Raw genomic sequence first — 20,551 nt, 5'->3', positions numbered from 1 at the left:
ATGATGCCTAAACTGAAAATAGAAAACCTCACCCTTATCTTCGGTCGTGAACAGCACGAAGCGCTGCAGCTGCTGGAGCAGGGGAAGTCCAAAGCAGAAATATTGGACCGCACCGGCAGCACCGTGGCGGTCAAAAACGCCTCCTTCGACATCGAAGCTGGTGAGTTCTTTGTGATCATGGGCCTCTCCGGCAGCGGTAAGTCCAGCCTCCTCCGCTGCCTCAACCGCCTGATTGAGCCCAGTGCCGGCAATGTCCTGCTCAACGGTGTAGATATCACCGCACTGCCCGATGCTGACCTGCAGGATGTACGCCGCAAGGAAATATCCATGGTATTCCAGAAGTTCGGACTCCTGCCACATCGTACCGTTTTGGAAAACGTGGCTTTCGGACTGGAGCTGCAAGGCATACCTACAGCCGAACGCCTCGAAAAGGCACGCAATGTGACCAGCCTCGTAGGTCTGAAAGGTTATGAAAACATGCTGCCTTCCGAATTGTCCGGTGGTATGCAACAGCGGGTGGGCCTGGCACGTGCTCTCGCCAACGACCCCGAAGTACTCCTCATGGACGAAGCCTTCTCCGCCCTCGATCCCCTCATCCGCACGCAAATGCAGGATGAACTGCTCGATCTCCAGGAGAAAATGCATAAGACGATCGTCTTCATCACCCATGATCTCGATGAGGCCATCCGCCTCGGCGACCGCATCGCCATTATGAAAGATGGAGAAGTTATTCAGATCGGTACACCGGAAGAAATACTCACGGCGCCGGCTAACGATTATGTCAGCTCTTTCGTGGAAAAGGTAGACCGCAAGGCTATCATCACCGCTTCCTCCCTCATGGACACCAAGCCCACTATGGCTGTATTCCGTAAAGACGGTCCCGAAGGTAGCCTTCGTAAAATGAGAGCCACCGGCCTCGATATTCTCCCGGCTGTCACCATCGATAAACATTTCCTCGGTTTTGTTTACCTGCGTGAAGTGCTCGAAGTAAAAAAACGTGGCGATAAAACCATCGAAGCCGCCATCCATCGTGATGTGCCCGTGGCAAACCCCGATATGACCGTAGAACAAATGCTGCCCTTTATCGCAGAAACCGATAAACCCGTGGCAGTAGTGAACCCCGACAATAACAAGCTCCTGGGGCTTATTTCCCAGACTTCCCTGATTATCGAAACAACCGGTAGTCAGACTAACACACAAGCATAAACGAAAAATTGTATGATTAAAATCGGAAAATATATTGAACAGTTCATCAATTGGCTCACACTCAATTTCGGCCCCTTTTTCAAGGTGGTGAAATCAGGTGTGGAATCAATGGTGGATGGTGTTTTATGGCTGTTCTCCTTTCTGCCCTTTTATGTGGTCATCGCCCTGCTGGCTATACTGGCCTGGAGAAGGGCAGGGTGGGGCGTAGGAATAGTCACCGCGCTGGGACTGTCCCTCATCTATGCAATGGGATACTGGGTGCCTACAATGGAAACCCTCTCCCTGATACTGGTATCTGCCTTTATCGCCCTCCTGATAGGCATTCCCCTGGGTATATGGGCAGCCAGAAGCAAAACAGCCGGTAAGGTGATGCGTCCGCTGATGGACTTTATGCAAACGATGCCGGCCTTCGTTTACCTGATACCGGCGGTACTTTTCTTCGGACTGGGGAAAGTACCGGGCGTGTTTGCCACTATCATCTTTGCGATGCCTCCTGCTGTAAGGCTTACCACCCTGGGCATCAGCCAGGTGCCGGAAGATATTGTGGAGGCCACCCGCTCTTTTGGGGCCACGCCCCGGCAGCTGTTGTTTAAAGTAGAGCTGCCACTGGCGCTGCCTACCATTCTGGCCGGTGTCAACCAAACCATTATGATGTCCTTGTCAATGGTGGTTATCTCTGCTATGATCGCCGCCGGCGGCCTGGGAGAAATAGTGCTTAAAGGCATCACACAGCTGAAAATCGGCCTGGGCTTTGAAGGTGGTATCGCGGTGGTAATACTGGCCATCATCCTGGATCGTATCACACAGTCATTCGGTAAAAGGAAACAAAAAGAAAAACGCTAAAAACAGACATATGAAAAAAATATTCATCTTCGGACTGGCAGCAGTCATGCTTGTCTTGGCCGCCTGCCAGCAGAACGGGAACCAGAGCGAAAAAAAAATAACTATTGGATACGTTAACTGGGCAGAAGGTGTGGCCATGACTCAGCTGGCCAAACACCTGCTGCAGGAGAAAGGTTATACGGTTACGCTTAAAAATGCAGACGTAGCACCCATCTTCGCTGCCGTAGCCGGCGGTGATGCAGACGTGTTCCTCGATGCATGGATGCCCGTTACCCATAAAACCTACATGCAAACATTCGGTGATAAAATCACCGTGCTCAATACCAACTACGACAGCGCCAGAATAGGACTGGTAGTGCCTGATTATGTGAAAGCCCGCACTATCGAAGATCTGGTCAAAGAAAAAGCCTCTTTCGGTGGTAAAGTAGTAGGCATCGATGCCGGCGCCGGTATCATGACCAAAGCTGAAGATGCTATCCGCGAATATAACCTGGGCTACCAGCTGCAATCATCCAGCGAAGCAGCCATGATGGCCACGCTGAAAAAAAGCATCGACGAAAAGCTGCCGATAGTGGTTACAGGATGGGAACCTCATCAAATGTTTGCAAGATTTAAACTCCGTTTCCTGGAGGACCCCAAAAAAGTATTCGGCGAAACTGAAAAGATTCAAACCATCGCAAACAGTGAGTTTACGGTGAAGGACACTACTGCGGTCAACTTCTTCCGAAAATTTAAACTGAACAGTGAAGAACTGAGCTCACTGATGAACGTGATGGCAGAAGCAGACGGGAAAGAAGATGCTGTCATCAAAAAATGGATCAGCGAGCACAAAGCACTCGTGAAAGAATGGATGTAATGAGGTGTTTTGAAACAACATAGCCCAGGGCTTTAGCCCTGGGATTTTTTTTAAATAACAAGTTGCTGCTGATTTCTGAAGATGGTCAGATGCACCGGCCAGCTGTTACCACGGGTTGTGATTTCCAGCAGCGCCGCTACGTTATGTACAGGTGTAGTACCCGCTTTTAAGATCACATCTCCTGCCTGCAGGCGATACCTGAAGCCGGCTGGCACACTCACTACATACACGCCATTGTTGTCGGGTAAACCGGCTGCAGAACGCTCTCCCAGAGTTTCAATGTTTTTGATTCCGGCGCCGCTCCAGTTGGTGGTGGCTGATGATAGCAGGTGTTGCTGTGCCAGCACTGGCAGCGGAGCCTTTTTAGCAAGCCGCCGAAGTTGCGGCGATACAACACCAAAATTGTCCATGGGAAAATTACGGAAACCTGTCCGTAAAGCAGGAGAGGACGGTATTACGCGATAATCGCCGCCCAATGGATTTACAAAACCAGGGCTGCCTGCCAGAGAATGTTTGTCGGTGAGGGGAGGCATGGCTGCACTGTCGGGAAAGCAGTTGTAATCTATCTCATCGCCCCAGTACTTGATACCAATAGGTTTATAGGCCGCCGTTACAAGGTTATGGCGGAAAACATCATGACTGTTGGCAAACCACACATGCGGATGAAAGGAATTGTTGAGGATTACATTGTTTTCTACTGTTCTGTAAAAACCTTCCCGCAGTTTTAATCCGCCGTTAAGACATACGTTGTTGTAAATATGATAGTTGGAGGAACCATCATCCAGGTCTATATCCCAGCCATGATCACATCGGAATCGGTTGTCGTGCAGCCGGATGGTATGAATGGCATCCAGTCTGATCAGCCAGGGATGGGCTGCCACAAGGCTGTCCATGGTCTGGCGGTTGGGGTGCCAGTATCTGTCCCGGCCCCAGGAGTTAAAAGCACCGTGGTCGCCGGTTTCCAGTACCGTATTAAATACATCATTGTACGCAATCTCATGCCCGCCCCAGGTACCTTCACTCACGTTGATGCCTGCACGTGGTACATCATATATAGTATTGTGGGATACTGTGATGTTCATAGCCATCGATAACTGTACACCGGCAGTTTGTTTTTCAATGGTACCGGTGCGGTAGATCAGATTATCGTATGCGGTGCAGGAGTCAGGATAATGGCTTGTTTTAGGCCCTGGAACGGTATCAATGGATGCCAGTGGTTGTGACTGGTTGTACTCAAACAGTGGTGAACGCACTGCATCGGGGTTCCCTACAAAGCAGATACCGCTGCCGCCTGCATCATGAATATGGCATCCGGAGATCTGGGCATGCCGGTTATAATTACTCACAAATACGGCGTTACCGCCATTGTGGTCAAACTCACAAGCCTTAATACTACAGTTTTCCGTGCCGTCCAGCAGAACGGTGCCGCCGCGATAGATCGTCCAGTCGCTGCGTAGCAGCGGTTCCCGTGTATCCATAAACGTGGGGGCGGTATGTGCAAACCGAAGTCCTGTTATCTCCACATTTCTTACCGGGGACTCTGCAGTACCTTTCAGTGCAATCACTGTGGGCAGCCGGGAAATCACTACCCTGGCGGAAGACAGCCGGGTACCGGGAGCCGGTTTATAATACAGTGTTTTATGCGGCTGGTCGTAATACCATTCGCGGACTGTATCCAGCTCTTCAAAAATATTCTCTACAAACCGGTGCTGGGCGTGCATGCCCATCTGCCGGTTATTCTGATAACCTCCTTCCAGCTGAAGTGTATAGTCGGAGTTGACACCTTTGATACGGTAATGATAACCGCCCCATTCTCCTTTATGTAAGGCATGCACATAACCTCCCTCCGGGTGCCGCCATGTTTTAATCCTTTCTGGGCTGAGAGCGTCTGCAGCGCTGCCATTATAATGACGGGCACTGCTGTCGTAGTTGGGATAGCGGGCACGTATCTGCAGCTCATCATTGATATATAATTGATCGAAGGTATAGGGCAGGTCCAGTGTGGCCTTATAAATACCATTCTTCCAAAGACTCCATTTTACCTGTATGGGCCGGCCTCCGCTTAAAGTGACCTTGTCTTCAGGATGAAGTTTGCTGAATAAAATATGTCCCTCTCCGTTAGCCAGCGTTGACGTAATGACCAGCGTCGTATCAAAATAATAGGTGCCCGGTTCTGTAAACACCACGGAGAGGTTTTTATCAGGATGTTGGGCCCGTTGTTGGACCAGCGCCTGTTGCAAATTGGTTGACGTATATACATTACCGTGGTTTTTAGTACCTACCTGCACCAGTATAGTGTTTTTCAGGACCTGTTCCTGTGCACTGGTGACCCGGCTACTCAGCAATGCCGCCAGCAGCAGCATATAGCTTGAAAATGTTTTCATTCACACAATATACGCTCTTGGGGCAACGGGATTAATGCAATTTTAGCAGTTAATGGACTTATCTTCTGCTAAAAATGCAGAAAGCTTATGCGTAATATGTCATAATTTCCGGAAAACAACATTGGTTCAGGGTTTGTTAATAAGAAAGCACGTTTGTAAATCACTAAAAAGGAGAAAAATAATAACATATGAATCTGAATAATTTCACTATAAAATCACAGGAAATAATACAACAGGCCCAGCAACTGGCGTTCAACAACCAGAACCAGGCCATTGAAACGGGGCATCTGCTGAAAGCGCTGTTGGAAGATAATGACAGCCCCGTAGAGTACCTGCTGAAAAAAAATGCGGTAAACACCTCGCTGCTCAATACCAAAGTAAATGAGCTGCTGCAGAAATATCCTAAAGTAAGTGGTGAAGCCGGACAGGTACTGAGCCGTGATGCTAATAACGCATTGCTGCGCGCCGGTGCAGGCATTAAAGAGTTTAAAGATGAATTTGTAAGTGTAGAACACCTGCTGCTGGCCATTTTAGGAGGTAGCGATGATACAGCTAAACTGCTGAAAGATGCAGGACTTACTGAAAAAGGCCTCAAAGCCGCCATCAAGGAATTACGTAAGGGCGAAACCGTTAGTTCACAATCCGGTGGAACCCAGTTTAATACATTACAGAAATACGCCAAAAACCTTAACGAACTGGCCCGCGAAGGTAAGCTCGACCCGGTGATAGGCCGCGATGAAGAAATACGCAGAACACTGCATATCCTCTCCCGCAGATCCAAAAATAATCCCATTCTCGTGGGTGAACCCGGTGTAGGTAAAACCGCTATCGTAGAAGGTCTGGCACATCGTATCCTCAATGGAGACGTGCCGGAAAACCTGAAATCAAAAACCATTTACGGCCTCGATATGGGCGCGCTCATGGCTGGCGCCAAATACCGTGGTGAATTTGAAGAAAGACTGAAAGCAGTCGTGAAGGAAGTGACCGATAGTGATGGAGATATCATCCTCTTTATTGATGAGATCCACACCCTGATCGGTGCCGGCGCCATGGAAGGTGCTATGGATGCGGCTAACATCCTCAAACCGGCGCTGGCCCGTGGAGAGCTCCGTGCAATTGGTGCCACCACACTCAACGAATACCAGAAATACTTCGAAAAAGATAAAGCCCTGGAACGCCGTTTCCAGAAAGTAATAGTAGATGAGCCCAGTGTGGAAGATGCTATCTCTATCCTGCGTGGCCTGAAAGAAAGATACGAAAGTCACCACCACGTGCTCATCAAAGACGAAGCTATTATCGCTGCGGTGGAATTATCCCATCGTTATATCACCGATCGTTTCCTGCCAGACAAAGCCATCGATCTGATCGATGAAAGTGCTGCCAAACTGAGACTGGAAATGAATTCCATGCCGGAAGAACTGGATGAACTGGAAAGAAGAATCCGTCAGCTCGAAATTGAAAAAGAAGCGATCAAGAGAGAAAATGATGAAGATAAACTGCGTGAACTGAGTGAAGAAATAGCCCGCCTCAGCGAAGAAAGAAACACTTTCAAAGCCAAATGGCAGGCCGAAAAAGAAGTAGTAGACAAAATCCAGGCTGCTAAATCAGCTATCGAAAACCTGAAGCTGGAAGCCGAACAGGCCGAACGTAACGGTGATTTCGGACGCGTAGCTGAAATTCGCTATGGTAAGGTGAAAGAACAGGAAAAACTGGTACACGATCTTTCTGAAGAGCTAAGTAAAATATCCGAGCATAATAAACGTCTTCTTAAAGAGGAAGTTGATGCGGAAGATATCGCGGAAAATGTGGCCAAGGCAACCGGTATCCCTGTATCTAAAATGATGCAGAGTGAAAAAGATAAACTGCTGCATCTCGAAGAAGAGCTGCACAACCGTGTAGTAGGGCAGGAAGAAGCGATCATCGCCGTGTCTGATGCGATCCGCCGCAGCCGTGCCGGTCTGCAGGACCCGCGCCGTCCGATAGGTTCTTTTATCTTCCTCGGTACTACCGGTGTAGGTAAAACAGAGCTGGCCAAAGCACTGGCAGAGTACCTCTTTGATGATGATCAGATGATGACACGCATCGATATGAGCGAATACCAGGAAAAACATTCCGTGAGCCGTCTGGTGGGCGCTCCTCCGGGATATGTAGGTTACGATGAAGGTGGTCAGCTGACAGAAGCCGTTCGCCGCAAACCCTACTCTGTAGTATTGCTCGACGAAATTGAAAAAGCGCACCCGGATACCTTTAACATTTTGTTACAGGTGCTGGATGATGGCCGTCTGACAGACAACAAAGGCCGTGTGGTGAACTTCAAAAACACCATCATCATCATGACCAGCAATATGGGAAGCCATATCATCCAGGAAAACTTTGAAAATATCGACGACTCCAACCGTGAGGAAATAGTAGACAAAACCAAAGAAGAGGTGATGTCACTGCTGAAAACAACCATACGGCCAGAGTTCCTGAACAGGGTAGATGAAGTGATCATGTTCCAGCCATTGATGAGAGAGGAGATTAAAGGAATAATTAACATTCAATTACAACAGCTCAAGGACATGGTGGCTAAAAATGGCATGATATTGGAATTTTCTGATTATGCTTTGGAATATCTTTCTGTTCAGGGTTACGATCCGCAGTTTGGTGCAAGGCCACTGAAAAGACTGATCCAGAAAGAGATCATCAACCTGCTGAGCAAAAAGATCCTGGCAGGAGATATCGATAAATCAAAGCCCGTACTGATCGATGTGTTCGACGGTGTGGTAGTAATAAGAAACAAATAATTCAAGTAATTCTAAATACGACGATACATAGTTAACGATAAACTCCGCGATTCTTCGCGGGGTTTTTTTATGCCTTCTTTTCGGTAAATTTGAATGAATTAATATTTAAATCCTATGATTGGTGAAAGGGAAAAAAAATTCATGCAACATGCAATTGCATTGTCCCGCAGGGGAATAGAGCAGGGAGATGGCGGTCCGTTTGGTTCTATCGTAGTAAAGGGCGATGAAATTATCGGGGAAGGGTGGAATCAGGTACTGTGTGAGAATGATCCCACTGCGCATGCTGAAGTAATGGCTATCCGGGATGCCTGTAGGAAACTGGGGACTTTTCAGTTGACAGACTGCGAAATCTATACATCCTGCGAGCCATGCCCCATGTGTCTGGGCGCTATTTACTGGGCCAGGCCATCCAGGGTGTACTATGCCAACACCAAGGAAGATGCCGCAGCCATCAACTTCGACGATTCATTTATTTACCGTGAGATCGCAGTGCCGCATGAAGAAAAAAAAATCCCGCTGATCGAACTGCGGGACGAAGAAGCGTTGAAAGTATTTCAGCAATGGGTGGGGATGAATAATAACACACTGCATTGAATTACGAATTACGAATGGTGAATTACGATTTCTTAAATTAACCCCTTGCTCCAAATTCATAATTCGTAATTCTTAATTTCCTTAATGTCTGATAGCAAAATGATACGCCCAGAACATGGCCAGAAGCAGGAACAGAATGCTGAGGATGATAACGGCCAGGGATATATAACTTTCCGTTTTCCTCCTGCTGCGGTAGCGCTTCCGTAATTTCTTCAGCACTTCCCATTTCATTTCGCGTATCCATCCTGGAATTTTCTCCTTATCTTTTATAGTGGCAAGACCTTCCAGGGCTTCACTGCAAAACGCACAATCGGTCAGGTGCATTTCCACCTCATGTTGTTCTTCAGCAGACAGCTTGCCCTGCACATAGTCCAGTAGCTGCTGTTGTGTCGGACAGCCGGTCGTTACAAATATATCGTTGAAATGCTCGTTCATATCACTATTGATGCAAATTAACGCTTGTTTGCGCGTTGTTGTTTTTCCAGTATTAATTTGAGATTACGTTTGCCGTTCTGGATATAACTCTTTACCTGTAACAGGCTAAAGCCCGTTTGGTCGGCTATTTCCTGGTAGGACTTTTTTTGCAGGTAGAAAAGGTCTACACAGATTTTCTGTTCCGGATTCAGCAGATTAAGGGCTTGCTCCATATTGGTGAGCAGGAGGTCTTTTTCCTGATATGTCCCTTTTTCTTCCTGCTCGGCTGCCAGTTCGCCATGTCTGTCGGTAATCTCCTCCTTGTATTTCATATGGTGTTGCCGCAACTGCATGAGGCAATAGTTTTTGCTTACCTGGTATATCCAGGCCCGGAAAAATTGTATCTCATGTTTGTTGATATCGGACAATACTTTGAGAAAAATCTGCTGCACGGCGTCGCGTGCATCTTCTTCATTTTTCAGGTATTTCATACACATACCCAGCAATAGCAGGGCATAGCGGTCAAAAAGCACACCTATCCATTCACTGTTATTATCAGCTTTGAACCGTTGTAGTAATTCCTGGTCTGTCAGTTGTTGTATATCTGGATTGTTCACAGGCTAAGTTGAATGCTGCATGTAAGATGCAGACATCGGGAAATTCCATAAAGATAAAGGAATAACAAATTATAAATACTAATTAAGAATGCCCGGGCCTTCTTAATAGTATTTCGCAATTGATAATTCGCAATTGATTTACATGCTGTCCAAAGCCTGCTGTGCAGTATTTTTGAGGGAGCCTTCCATACGGATCACTTCCTTAAACATGCGGCGGGCTTTAGCCATCTGGCCTTTGCTGCGGTAGCAGATAGCGAGCTGATAGCTGGCCATTTCCACGTATTTACCGGTGCTGTTGGCAGCAATTCGTCGGTATCTGTCGATGGCTTCGCCGAGATTGCCCTGTTGTTGGTACACCATAGCAGCCTTATAGAGATATTCGTCGCTGTTGATGGGTTCCTGTTTTCTTTCGGTATCTTTTTTAGGTTCAGTTTCTTTGGTATCGCGTTTTAGTTCGGGCTTGATCTCCGGAACGGGTACCTGCGATTTGTTCTCTGTATCTTTTACATTTTCCTTTGCTTTTTTGAGAGAATCCTGCTGCTGTCTCTGGATGAGGATTGTTTTACGGATGCTATCGGCCACGTGTTTTCTGTGCTGGGCTTTCAGGGCAGCAGCTTTGGCTTTGGCAATAGAATCTGCTTTCGTGACGGCGTTGGGCAGTGTGGGTACGGTGGCCGGGGCCTGAGGTGCTGCGGTGGCAGGTGTAGTATTGGAGCCGCCGGTTTTACCCGCTGATGTTGTGCCGGCATTCTTTGTAGTTGCCGGTGTATTGGGATGTCCTCCGGTCACGATAGGCTGTTCGGTTACTTCTTCCGCAGGGGGAGGGGCCGGAGTGGTATCTTTGGCTGCCGGTTGGGTAGAAAGCATACGGGGTGGTGCCGGTGGCTGGTTGCGCAGGTGTCCGCGCAATACATATACACTGGCTACACCGATAGCGATGAAGGCGATCAGCCAGAAATACACCAGCATGCTTTCTTTATTTTTCTCTTTTTTGGTGTATTGAGCTACCTTATGGACATGGGAAACCGGTTGTATACTGTCGTGTATATAACGCTGGAGTTTTCCGGTAAGTTCCTGGTATTGTTCCGGAGCGCCTTCCTGTTCCAATGCCTGGAGGGCGCCAAAACAGAGGTCGCAGTCGGCGAGGTGTTGTTCTACCAGGTGCTTTTCAACGTCTGTCAGCCTTCCATCCATATAGCGTGGCAGCTGGTCTTTGCTGAGGCAACGGATACTGGAAAATACCTTTAGGATTTTTTCATTGTTTGGTTTACTACTAAACATATCCCTGATTCATATATAGCTTGGCTAGTTTCCCCTTGGCTGCTTTCAGCTGGTTTCTGAGTTTTTCACGCGTTAATCCTTTGGCAGCGGTCAGATCGGCAAAGCTTTTATTGTCAATATAGAACTGTGTTATTAGATCGCGGTCATCTGCATTCATCCGTTGCAGCGCCTGTTCCAGCCTTACGGCCAGGTCCTGGCGGTCGATGATGTTGGTGCCTGCTTTCTCTACTTTGTTCTCAATATGCAGCAGGTCCCTGCCATCCCGTGACGGGTAGAATGGAATATTTTTGTCTGGATTACTGAAATATCCTTTCTGTACATGTAAAATCCATTCGTTGGCCTTGTAGATAGTCTGCGTTTTAAGACTGGCGCTGAGCCGTTGTAAAAGAGTGGGGAATACTACGTTGGGGTCCGGATTCGGAGATTTTTTCAGATAAGGCAGGGTAATGGCCACCAGTAAATGACTGTATCTGTCCATTAGTACGCCTTCTGCTTCCCTGTCTGCTTTACGGGCACGGGATATTAGCTCTTTATCTGATAAATTGGTTAACTGTTGATGCATAAACTTATTACTCTATATTTACGTATAAAAGCAGAAAAAGTTCATTCAGACGCGAGATTATTGGATTAAAAAACGGAATTATACAATTTATATGCCATACGCTATTGTTGTGGTGCCTGTGGCGCCACTGAGAGCCGCCCCTGCACACAGAAGTGAAATGATCTCTCAGCTGCTCTGGGGAGAAGGAGTGGAGATCGTCAACACAGCCCCCGACGGATGGGTGGAAGTGATCAACCAATATGACGGATATTCCGGCTGGGCCTCCCTTTCCCATCTGGAAGAAGTGCCAGAAGATGTTTACCACCATCCCGCTACCCATTATCTCTCCGACTGGATCAATGAAGTATATGTCAATGGTCGTCCGATGATGGTACCTTTTGGTTGTCTGCTGAAAGGATATACCAACAACCTCACCGCTAAATGGGGTAATGTGACGGTTTCCTTACAGGAAAAGCCGCATATATTGTTACCCACGGGTAGCCCGGTTGATCCTAAACGGTTGCTCGCTGATGCCATGAAATTCCTGAATACGGCTTATCTCTGGGGTGGTAGGAATGTCTTTGGGGTCGACTGTTCCGGTTTTGTGCAGAACGTATTCAAGTTGTCTGGTGTACCGCTGCTGCGGGATGCTTCTCAGCAGGCCACTCAAGGCACTACGGTTGACTTTTTACAGGAAGCCAGGCTGGGGGACCTTGCATTTTTCGATAATCCGGAAGGAAAAATCACCCATGTCGGACTTTTACTCGATGATCACGAAATAATGCATGCTTCTGGTAAGGTACGCATCGATCCTATCGATAACCAGGGCATCATTAATGCAGATACCCAGGTCAGAACGCACCAGCTGCGGATTATCAAACGACTGTTTTAGCAGTCAAGCGAATTGCGGATACCGCAATTCGCTTGACCATTGAAATTAGCTCTGTTTAAAGATCTTACGATAATCTTCAAAACTCTTAATGATAATCTGCTCAGCTTTTTCCTTATTCTGGAATTCTTCTACCGTTACAGATTTCTTTTCGAGTCTTTTGTATTCTTCAAAGAAGTGTCTCATCTCATCAATAAAGTGAGGAGGCAGTTCAGAGATATCATTGATGTGGTTTACGCTCATATCGTTGGCAGCCACAGCAATGATTTTATCATCAGCTTCTCCGCCGTCCACCATCTGCATCACACCGATTACTTTCGCTTCGATGATACACATAGGAACACATTCTACCTGTGAAAGTACCAGGATATCCAGTGGATCGTGGTCATCGCAGTAGGACTGAGGAATAAAACCATAATTGGCAGGATAATATACAGAAGAATATAATACGCGGTCCAGCTTCAGCAAACCACTTTCTTTATCCAGTTCATATTTGGCACGGCATCCCTTTGGAATCTCAATAATTGCGTTTACAATATGCGGCACCTCAGAACCAGGGCTCACACTATGCCAGGGATTTGTCATCATAATAATCTACTTTTCTACTTTATGGTTTATTGTTCAAATTGATTAATGTTTGAAAAGTGAATACAACATTCTCTTCACTTTTCATGAAGAATGGTTACGGTTTCCGGTCGTTGGCTACTGGAAATCAGTTACACATGCCATCCATTAATGCACGGCAAAATTAAGGGAACTCGCGGTTAATAGCTAAAAATTATCCTTTTCTTACCTATAAAAGTGTAAAAAGAGGCAAAAATTATTTAACTGCAGGAACCGCCATACCACTGGTAGTGGTATCTGGTGTCAGCACGGTGGTGGAATCCAGCCCCTGGTTGGCTGGTGGAATATAGTTAGGTATAATACTTTCAAATGTCAGTGAAATCTTCCATTGACCGCCTTCTTTTACCAGCTGAAGTACTTCCTCCTGGTGGGCGGATGAGTTAAGGATGGTAACAGAAGCCTTGTTTCCCTTTTCTTCTATGCCTACTACTTCAATTTTGGCTTTCCTGATTTTTTCGCGTTCCGCATCACTGCGGCGTCCGTCAAAAATGGAATAGATCTGTATTACCTGTTGGGATTCTTTGGTGGCATAATCCCTTGCCTGGTCGAAGTTCGAATCCTGTATAGCGTGCATAAACGCCAGTGCTACCTCTTGTGGGGTGGCCCGTTTCTTACAGCTGCTCAGCAGCAGTATTCCCATCACTGCCAGTGTCAGAATTCGACGATAATTGGTCATGCGGTCGATAATTATAATATCACAACAAAAATAGGGTTAAACATTCAAATCTGCAAAGTTGCTATCACCGCAATGCTGTATCACAGGCTTCCGAACTGAATTATCCCTTTGAAAAAACAGGTGAACTTACTGCAAAGACCGTTAAAAAAGCGTTAATATTAGAAAATTTTTGATTTTTGATTTAGAGATTCAATGATCATCTTTCAAATCAAAAAATCTCCAAATCAAAAAATCAAAAAATTCTTAATCTTTTTCCTTGTCCGCTTCGTATGCCCGTATAATGGCTTTTACCAGCCTGTGCCGCACTACGTCTTCCTCATCCAGTAGTACTGACCCGATACCATCGATATTACGCAGGATACGGGAGGCTTTTTCAAGGCCCGATTTCTGGTTCTTTGGCAGGTCAATCTGGGTAAGGTCGCCGGTGATAATGGCTTTGGCAGATGCACCGATACGGGTGAGGAACATCTTGAGTTGCAGGTCGGTGGCGTTTTGCGCTTCGTCCAGGATAATAAAGGAATTATCCAGCGTACGACCACGCATATAAGCCAGCGGCGCTATTTCAATGATACGGTTGGTCATGTAGTAGCTCAGCTTCTCTGCAGGGATCATATCGTCAAGCGCATCATACAATGGCCGCAGATATGGATCGATCTTCTCTTTCAGGTCCCCCGGCAGAAATCCCAGGCTTTCACCTGCTTCCACCGCCGGACGGGTAAGGATGATTTTCTTAACAGCTTTGTTTTTTAATGCACGCACCGCCAGGGCTACCGCTGTATAGGTTTTACCTGTACCGGCAGGACCAATAGCAAATACAATGTCATTCTTGTCCGCCAGCGCTACCATTTTTTTCTGGTTGGCAGTGCGGGCCCGTACTGTACGGGCATTAGGACCGAAAACCAGTACCTCATTGGGATTGCGGTCACTGAAATGATCCACCCGTGTACCTTCTTCATCACCCAGGATCTGCTCAAAGTAGTTCTCCGTCAGATTCCCGTTGCGCTCCAGGTACTTTACGATTTGACTGATTTTTTCCTCCGCTGTGGCCACTTCTTCCGGTGACCCACTTAATTTTAACTGGGTACCCCTGGACAGGATCTTCAGCAGCGGGAATTTTTTCTTCAGCAAATCCAGTTTTCCGTTGTTTACTCCGAAAAACTCAATGGGATTAATACTATCTAAATTAATAATGGATTCAGTCAACGATTCAATGATTTAAAGTCCAGGAAATAGTCGGAATTTCTTACTCCGAATATATGAATTTACGCCCAACCTGGAGAGCAGTATTGTTAAGCAATTACTAAATTCTGTAACCGTTTTGTTTGAATGCTTCTACTTTCGCGGCAACATCTTTATTGCCCAGACCCAGTATACGTGCACACAGAACAGCAGCATTGCGTGCTCCGGCTTTACCTACGGCCAAAGTGCCTACTGGTAAGCCTGCTGGCATCTGAACAATAGAATACAGCGCGTCTACGCCTCCAGGTAAACCTCCTTCCAAAGGTACGCCCAATACAGGTAATGATGTATATGCAGATACAACGCCAGGCAGCGCTGCAGCCATACCAGCCGCGGCAATTACCACTCCAAAGCCTTTCTCCTGTGCAGTGATACACAGTTCTCTTACTTTGTCAGGATTACGATGTGCAGAGGCTACAACCATTTCACTCTCAATGCCAAAGTATTGCAGATACTTCTGTGACTCTTCCATTACCGGTTTGTCACTCTCAGAACCCATGATAATCAAAACTCTCATTAATTTGTGTTTTATTTATGTGAAAATTAGTTTATTTGTAGTGGTCAGTCCTGCCGGAAATGAATGCGAAGATATTGATCAATTGACAAAAACAGAAAACTGAAAATCCACAACAGGTGGATAATTCACTGTATAACAGGCCGTACTGGATACCCCAGGCACCCTGGAAATGCGGAAAATACTGTGAAATTGGACCTTTTATCACTGCAATACCGCTTTTTACTATAATAATGTCTATTTTGGAGCAACAAAAACACAACGGTCTTAGAATCCCGCTATTAATTAAATGATGGATGTTATGCTGGAACAGCATTACCGGCGCCTGCAGCAACTCGAAGCTGCTGTCAATGCATGTGCATTGTCTGTGAATATAGATGCCGCTGAGTGCATTACTACCCTGAATACGAGGATGGCAAATGCTTTGCAACGATCGCCGGAAAATATCACCGGTCAGAACTTCAGGGAATTTTTAGCACCTGCCGATGAGGCACAATGGACACAGATATGGCAGCAACTCCTTGCCGGCAAACCCGTGCAGGAACAAGTCTGCTTTCTGTTGAACGGCCATACCGCCTGCTGGCTGGAACTGGCCATCAACCCCGTTATGGACTCCGGCGGATCCATGATGGAATGCCTCCTCATTGGCCTCGATATCACCGACCGCAAACTACCCGAACTCCAGTTAATGGAGGACGAACAATACTTCCGCCAGATACTCGAAAATCTGCCCATCGGCCTGCAACAGTTCACTCCCGATGGTGTATGCGTGGAAATGAACAGCCGCCAGCGCGAGATATGGGGTGCGCAACATGCCTTCCTCACTATCCCCGGCTATAAATGGCTGGAGGATCGTTTCTACCGGCTCAACGGCCTCGCCAGAATGTTTGAAGAAGCCAGAGATACCGGCAAAACACTCAAACGCGAAATACTGCTCAACTACACCGAAAAGACATACGGCAACGTCACCCGCCTCTCTCCGCTGTATTACGAAGCTACCATCTTTGCGGTCACTGACCGGCATAGCAGGATGTCCAACTACTTCCTCATCCTCGACGACATCACTGAAAAAAAAGTGGCCGAAATAAGCCTCCAGAAAAGCGAAAGACTGCTCGACAATATCATCGAAAACCTTCCCATCGGTTATATACAGTTTGATAATTTCGGCTTTATACGCCGGATCAATCAAACCCAGCGCTTTTTCTTCAACTCGCCACATCCCGCTGCCCGCCGCAATTTCAACGTGATGAACGATGAACTGGCCACCCGCTTCGAACTGGACAAACTTTTCCTCCAGGCGCTCGAAGAAGGAAAGCCCCTACGTGTAGAAAAACAAATCGATTTCAGCGAAGACGAACGCTGGACCACCGTCGGTCGTGAAGTATATCTCGACCTCACCGTCTTTCCGGTCATAGAACCGGTTGACAAGGAAATGATTGTCGTTGCCCTCGTGAATGATATCACCGATAAAAAAATGCAGGAGCTGGAAAATATCAAAAACCAGCAGTTCCTCCTGCAAACCGGCGAAATAGGCAGAATAGGCGGTTGGGAACTCGATGTGGAAACCAGAAAAGTACGCTGGTCTTACGAGTCGTACAAGATCCACGACTGTGACCCCAATACGCCCATCACCTTCGAATCAGCCATGGACTTCTATACACCGGAAGCCCGCCATATGCTGGATAGCCTGGTGAAACAGTGTCTGGAATCAGGTAAACCTTTCGATGCTCAACTGACCATCGTTACCGCCGGCGAACAAACCAAGAGAGTGCGCTCCATTGGACAGCCTGGCTACAGCAACGGTAAACTGGTACGTGTCTTCGGCGTGGTACAGGATGTTACCGAACAATCCGAGATCAAAGAGGCATTGACCCGGAACACAGAGCTGATGCGGCTTTTCTTCGATACCATCGATATGGGCTATGCGGCCATGGAAAAAGATGGCAAGCTAAACTTCCTCAATCAGAAAGCAGAAAAAATGATCGGACAGAAAGTAGAGATGGGCAGCAATATCTTTGAGGTGTTCCCCAGACTGTCCGGCACTGTGTTTTACGCCCGCTTGCAGGAGTGTATACATCTTCAGCTGTCACAGTCTTTCGGCATCTACTTCCCTAAACCCGACAAGTGGTATGACTTCCTGCTCACACCAATGCAGGACGGCGGTATCTCTGTGTTTATGCGGGATATCACTGAGAGCAGGAAAATGCAGAAAGACTTGCGCAAGGCCAACGATCAGCTGTCTAACCTGAATAAGAACCTGGTCAACCAGAACAAGCAGTTGGAAGACTTCGCCCATATTACATCACATAACCTGCGTGCACCTATTGCCAACCTGCGTGCGTTGATGCAGATGCATAATGAAGCTACCTCCCACCAGGAGCGGGAGTTGTATCTGGGCATGTTGCATGAGGTGATAAAGAAAATTGATGAAACACTCAATGATCTGGTGGAGGTGGTGCAGATACGGAAGGATGTGAATGTGGAAAAAGAAAGGCTGTCGTTTACCGATCGCTTACAGAAAGTAAAAGATATATTGCTGGTAGATATTGAAACCAGCAATATCCGGATCACAGATGACTTTGATCAGGCGCCGGTGATAGAGTATCCACGCGTATATCTCGACAGTATCCTGCAGAACTTTATTACTAACGCTATCCGTTACCGTTCACCAGAACGTTCGCCGGAGCTGCACATACAAACCAGGAAGGAAAGTGAAAACATTGTGCTGACAGTGCAGGACAATGGTGTTGGTATCGATATGGAGCGTTTTGGTAATAAATTATTTGGTTTCAGAAAAACATTTCACCGTAACAAAGATGCCAAGGGAATAGGCCTGTTTATTACTAAAACACAGGTAGAAGCGATGGGTGGAAGTATTAAGGCAGAAAGCAGCCTGGGCCATGGAACAAAATTTATTATTACATTTAGGCCGGAATAATCCCTTTTATGAAGCTGATCAATATGATTTTTATAGTAGACGACGATCCAATTCACCAGCAAATAGCTAAAATCATGATAGAGCGGCAGGGGATAAGCACCAATATCCGGGTGTTTTCCGATGCGCAGGACGTCCTTGATCATATCCGTTTACATGCGGATAACGAGGACGACCTGCCGGACCTTATTCTGCTTGATCTGAACATGCCTATTATGGATGGCTGGGAATTTCTGGACGAATACAGCCTTTTTCACGGGCAGCTGCCCAAAGAAATCCGCATTTTTGTTTTGACCTCTTCTATTGATGAGAAAGACAAAGAGCGGGTACGTCATTATGCTGTGGTAAATGGTTATCTTACCAAACCCTTGTCCAAAGAGATTATAGCGCACCTCTCTTAAGTGCTGCAATTGCTTTTTCCGGATCCGGTGAAGCAAAGATGGCGCTGCCAGCCACCAGTACGTTGGCACCTGCTGCTACCAGTTGTCCTGCATTTTCGGTGCCGATACCACCGTCTACTTCTATCAGGGCAGAAGCGTGATGGTCTTTTATCAGCTGGCGTACCTGTTTTATTTTCTGATAGGTTTGTTCAATAAAGGTTTGTCCACCAAACCCCGGGTTTACGCTCATTACCAGCACTACATCAATGTCACGGATTATGTTTTCCAGCATCACCACGGGTGTGTGTGGGTTGAGGGCTACGCCGGCTTTCATGCCCAGGCTTTTGATCTGCTGAATATTGCGATGGAGATGTACGCAGGCTTCTGCATGTACAGTCAGTATATCAGCGCCGGCCTTTTTGAATTCGGCGGCATATTTCTCCGGTTCTTCTATCATCAGGTGAACATCACAGGGCTTGCGGGCCAGTTTTTTGATCTGTGCGATTACAGGCAGGCCGTAGCTGATGTTTGGCACAAAGCGGCCGTCCATCACGTCCAGGTGAAACCAATCCGCCTCACTACGGTTGACCATTTCCACTTCTTTTCCCAGTTCAAGGAAATTGGCTGCCAGTAAGGATGGCGCTACCAAAACAGGAGAGTCTTTCAATAGTATTAATTTTTATGGTATAAATGTAAATAATGCATGGGATATTATGTACCCATGTGTCTGCCCTACTTTTTCGTGTTCACACGTTGCAGGGCATCTTTTGCCTCCGTGAAGTCTTTCTTAAAAGAAGAGGCTTTGGCATAATCAACAGCCGCTTCCTGTTTATTGCCCAGTTGTTCATGGCATATGCCACGGTGATAGTAGGCCAAGGCGTCTGTGGGAGCAACTTTGGCGGCCATGGAGTAGAAGTTGAGTGCTTCCTTCCATTGTTTTCTATCGCTGTGAATTTTACCGATAGCAAGATAGGCGGCTTCAAATCCCGGGTCTGCCACAATGCATTTGCGGTAGGTGGCAAGGGCAGCTTCTGTGTTGCTCATTATTTCTTCCTGTACCTGAGCGATATCATACAACGGGGCTGCGTTAAGGGAGTCCTGATGCCAGGCCTGGTCATAATACCGGATGGCTTCCGGTGTTTTGCGGGCACGGAGCAGGTCGGCCAGCTCCATCACAGCTTCAAACTCGGCATTGGGGCCGGCGGCAGCGATGGCGCTTTTCAAATGTTCTATTGCGGCGGTGGTATCGTGGCGGTCTTCTGCCAGGCGGGCTTTCAGATAAAAGGCTTTGTCCTTTCCGTCGGTAGTACTTGCCAGTACGTTGGCCAGACTGTCTGCCTGTGAGATACGTTTGTTCTCGATCATGGCGGTGGCCAGTTTGTACTGCAGGTACGTATAGGCAGGTGCGTGAGCCAACGCTTTATTGAAAAGAAGTTCTGCCTTATCGTAGCGATTTTCCAGCAGAGCGGCTTCACCGGCGCCGGCCCAATAGTCCGGCTGGTCCGGCTTGAGGCTGGCGGCCTTTTCAAAATCGGCCTGGGCCAGGCTGGGATTGGTATTAAAAAGCAGCAGGGCACGGCGGTAATAGAGTGCATCGTTGCCTGGATACTGTTGTATAGAGTCTGTCACCGGCCGGATAATATCGCTGTATAGCACGGAGTCTGCAGCTGTCAGCTGATGGTGCTGCTGAGGATTGTTGTTGCAGGCCATGGCTGCTGCCATGGCCGCCAGGATAGGTAAATATTTCATACGCCGTCAAAGCTAAGAAATCC

General features: G+C 47.3%; 19 protein-coding genes. 8 read left to right on the top strand and 11 right to left on the bottom strand.

Annotation, left to right across the window (positions count from 1 at the left end):
* The 3 genes from DF182_RS03080 to DF182_RS03070 are packed head-to-tail and all read left to right on the top strand — an operon-like array spanning position 1 to position 2,905.
* Complete coding sequence (locus DF182_RS03080) at positions 1-1,206, top strand: quaternary amine ABC transporter ATP-binding protein (RefSeq protein WP_245957361.1); 1,206 nt, start codon at positions 1-3, stop codon at positions 1,204-1,206.
* A 12-nt stretch (positions 1,207-1,218) separates the two neighbouring features.
* Positions 1,219-2,049 (top strand): ABC transporter permease, encoded by an 831-nt coding sequence (locus tag DF182_RS03075; RefSeq protein WP_113614214.1) that lies wholly within the window; start codon positions 1,219-1,221, stop codon positions 2,047-2,049.
* Between the two features lie 10 nt (positions 2,050-2,059).
* Complete coding sequence (locus DF182_RS03070) at positions 2,060-2,905, top strand: glycine betaine ABC transporter substrate-binding protein (RefSeq protein ID WP_211327036.1); 846 nt, start codon at positions 2,060-2,062, stop codon at positions 2,903-2,905.
* A 50-nt stretch (positions 2,906-2,955) separates the two neighbouring features.
* Here the strand turns inward: DF182_RS03070 and DF182_RS03065 are convergent, their stop codons facing one another.
* Entirely contained in the window at positions 2,956-5,289 is a 2,334-nt protein-coding gene (locus DF182_RS03065; protein ID WP_113614213.1) for a PDZ domain-containing protein, read from the bottom strand.
* A gap of 188 nt (positions 5,290-5,477) precedes the next feature.
* On the opposite strand from DF182_RS03065, the gene clpB reads away from it, so the two are divergent.
* Both clpB and DF182_RS03055 read left to right on the top strand, forming a co-directional pair.
* On the top strand, positions 5,478-8,075 hold the full coding sequence (gene clpB, locus DF182_RS03060) for an ATP-dependent chaperone ClpB (RefSeq protein WP_113614212.1): 2,598 nt from the start codon (positions 5,478-5,480) through the stop codon (positions 8,073-8,075).
* Between the two features lie 141 nt (positions 8,076-8,216).
* Positions 8,217-8,669 carry a nucleoside deaminase gene (locus DF182_RS03055; protein ID WP_245957360.1) on the top strand — a complete coding sequence of 151 codons (453 nt, stop codon included), beginning with the start codon at positions 8,217-8,219 and terminating at the stop codon, positions 8,667-8,669.
* 81 nt (positions 8,670-8,750) lie between these two features.
* Here the strand turns inward: DF182_RS03055 and DF182_RS03050 are convergent, their stop codons facing one another.
* The 4 genes from DF182_RS03050 to DF182_RS03035 form a co-directional block, all read right to left on the bottom strand.
* Entirely contained in the window at positions 8,751-9,104 is a 354-nt protein-coding gene (locus DF182_RS03050) for an anti-sigma factor family protein (RefSeq protein ID WP_113614210.1), read from the bottom strand.
* A gap of 17 nt (positions 9,105-9,121) precedes the next feature.
* A complete protein-coding gene (locus tag DF182_RS03045) occupies positions 9,122-9,700 on the bottom strand; it encodes an RNA polymerase sigma factor (RefSeq protein WP_113614209.1) in 579 nt (192 codons plus the stop codon).
* Between the two features lie 138 nt (positions 9,701-9,838).
* Positions 9,839-10,981 (bottom strand): tetratricopeptide repeat protein, encoded by a 1,143-nt coding sequence (locus DF182_RS03040; RefSeq protein ID WP_113614208.1) that lies wholly within the window; start codon positions 10,979-10,981, stop codon positions 9,839-9,841.
* The gene (locus DF182_RS03035; RefSeq protein ID WP_113614207.1) at positions 10,974-11,543 is read right to left on the bottom strand and encodes a sigma-70 RNA polymerase sigma factor region 4 domain-containing protein; all 570 of its coding nucleotides are present in this window, start codon (positions 11,541-11,543) and stop codon (positions 10,974-10,976) included. Before DF182_RS03035 ends, DF182_RS03040 begins: the two co-directional genes overlap by 8 nt.
* 91 nt (positions 11,544-11,634) lie before the next feature.
* Here DF182_RS03035 and DF182_RS03030 point away from each other — a divergent pair, with 91 nt between their 5' ends.
* A complete protein-coding gene (locus DF182_RS03030; protein WP_113614206.1) occupies positions 11,635-12,414 on the top strand; it encodes a C40 family peptidase in 780 nt (259 codons plus the stop codon).
* A 45-nt stretch (positions 12,415-12,459) separates the two neighbouring features.
* Here DF182_RS03030 and DF182_RS03025 read toward each other — a convergent pair whose 3' ends face one another.
* From DF182_RS03025 to purE, 4 genes are all read right to left on the bottom strand, one after another.
* Positions 12,460-12,999, bottom strand: a complete 540-nt coding sequence (locus tag DF182_RS03025; protein WP_211327035.1) for an inorganic diphosphatase — start codon at positions 12,997-12,999, stop codon at positions 12,460-12,462.
* A gap of 232 nt (positions 13,000-13,231) precedes the next feature.
* Positions 13,232-13,711, bottom strand: a complete 480-nt coding sequence (locus DF182_RS03020) for a DUF4878 domain-containing protein (RefSeq protein ID WP_113614204.1) — start codon at positions 13,709-13,711, stop codon at positions 13,232-13,234.
* Positions 13,712-13,954: 243 nt separating this feature from the next.
* Positions 13,955-14,914 carry a PhoH family protein gene (locus DF182_RS03015; protein WP_113614203.1) on the bottom strand — a complete coding sequence of 320 codons (960 nt, stop codon included), beginning with the start codon at positions 14,912-14,914 and terminating at the stop codon, positions 13,955-13,957.
* Between the two features lie 97 nt (positions 14,915-15,011).
* Positions 15,012-15,467, bottom strand: a complete 456-nt coding sequence (gene purE, locus DF182_RS03010; protein ID WP_113614202.1) for a 5-(carboxyamino)imidazole ribonucleotide mutase — start codon at positions 15,465-15,467, stop codon at positions 15,012-15,014.
* Positions 15,468-15,765: 298 nt separating this feature from the next.
* Between purE and DF182_RS03005 the strand changes: the two genes are divergently transcribed.
* Both DF182_RS03005 and DF182_RS03000 read left to right on the top strand, forming a co-directional pair.
* Positions 15,766-18,402 carry a PAS domain-containing protein gene (locus DF182_RS03005; protein ID WP_161964031.1) on the top strand — a complete coding sequence of 879 codons (2,637 nt, stop codon included), beginning with the start codon at positions 15,766-15,768 and terminating at the stop codon, positions 18,400-18,402.
* Between the two features lie 8 nt (positions 18,403-18,410).
* Positions 18,411-18,800 carry a response regulator gene (locus DF182_RS03000; protein ID WP_113614200.1) on the top strand — a complete coding sequence of 130 codons (390 nt, stop codon included), beginning with the start codon at positions 18,411-18,413 and terminating at the stop codon, positions 18,798-18,800.
* Here DF182_RS03000 and rpe read toward each other — a convergent pair.
* The gene (rpe, locus tag DF182_RS02995) at positions 18,781-19,446 is read right to left on the bottom strand and encodes a ribulose-phosphate 3-epimerase (RefSeq protein ID WP_113614199.1); all 666 of its coding nucleotides are present in this window, start codon (positions 19,444-19,446) and stop codon (positions 18,781-18,783) included. The genes DF182_RS03000 and rpe overlap by 20 nt on opposite strands.
* A 65-nt stretch (positions 19,447-19,511) precedes the next feature.
* The gene (locus DF182_RS02990; protein WP_113614198.1) at positions 19,512-20,528 is read right to left on the bottom strand and encodes a tetratricopeptide repeat protein; all 1,017 of its coding nucleotides are present in this window, start codon (positions 20,526-20,528) and stop codon (positions 19,512-19,514) included.
* Between the last annotated feature and the right edge of the window lie 23 nt (positions 20,529-20,551).

Origin of the sequence: Chitinophaga flava, assembly GCF_003308995.1 — a bacterium.
Taxonomy (GTDB): Bacteria; Bacteroidota; Bacteroidia; order Chitinophagales; family Chitinophagaceae; genus Chitinophaga; species Chitinophaga flava.
The sequence above is the reverse complement of the archived record's forward strand: the minus strand, read 5'-3'. Positions and strand labels throughout refer to the sequence as shown.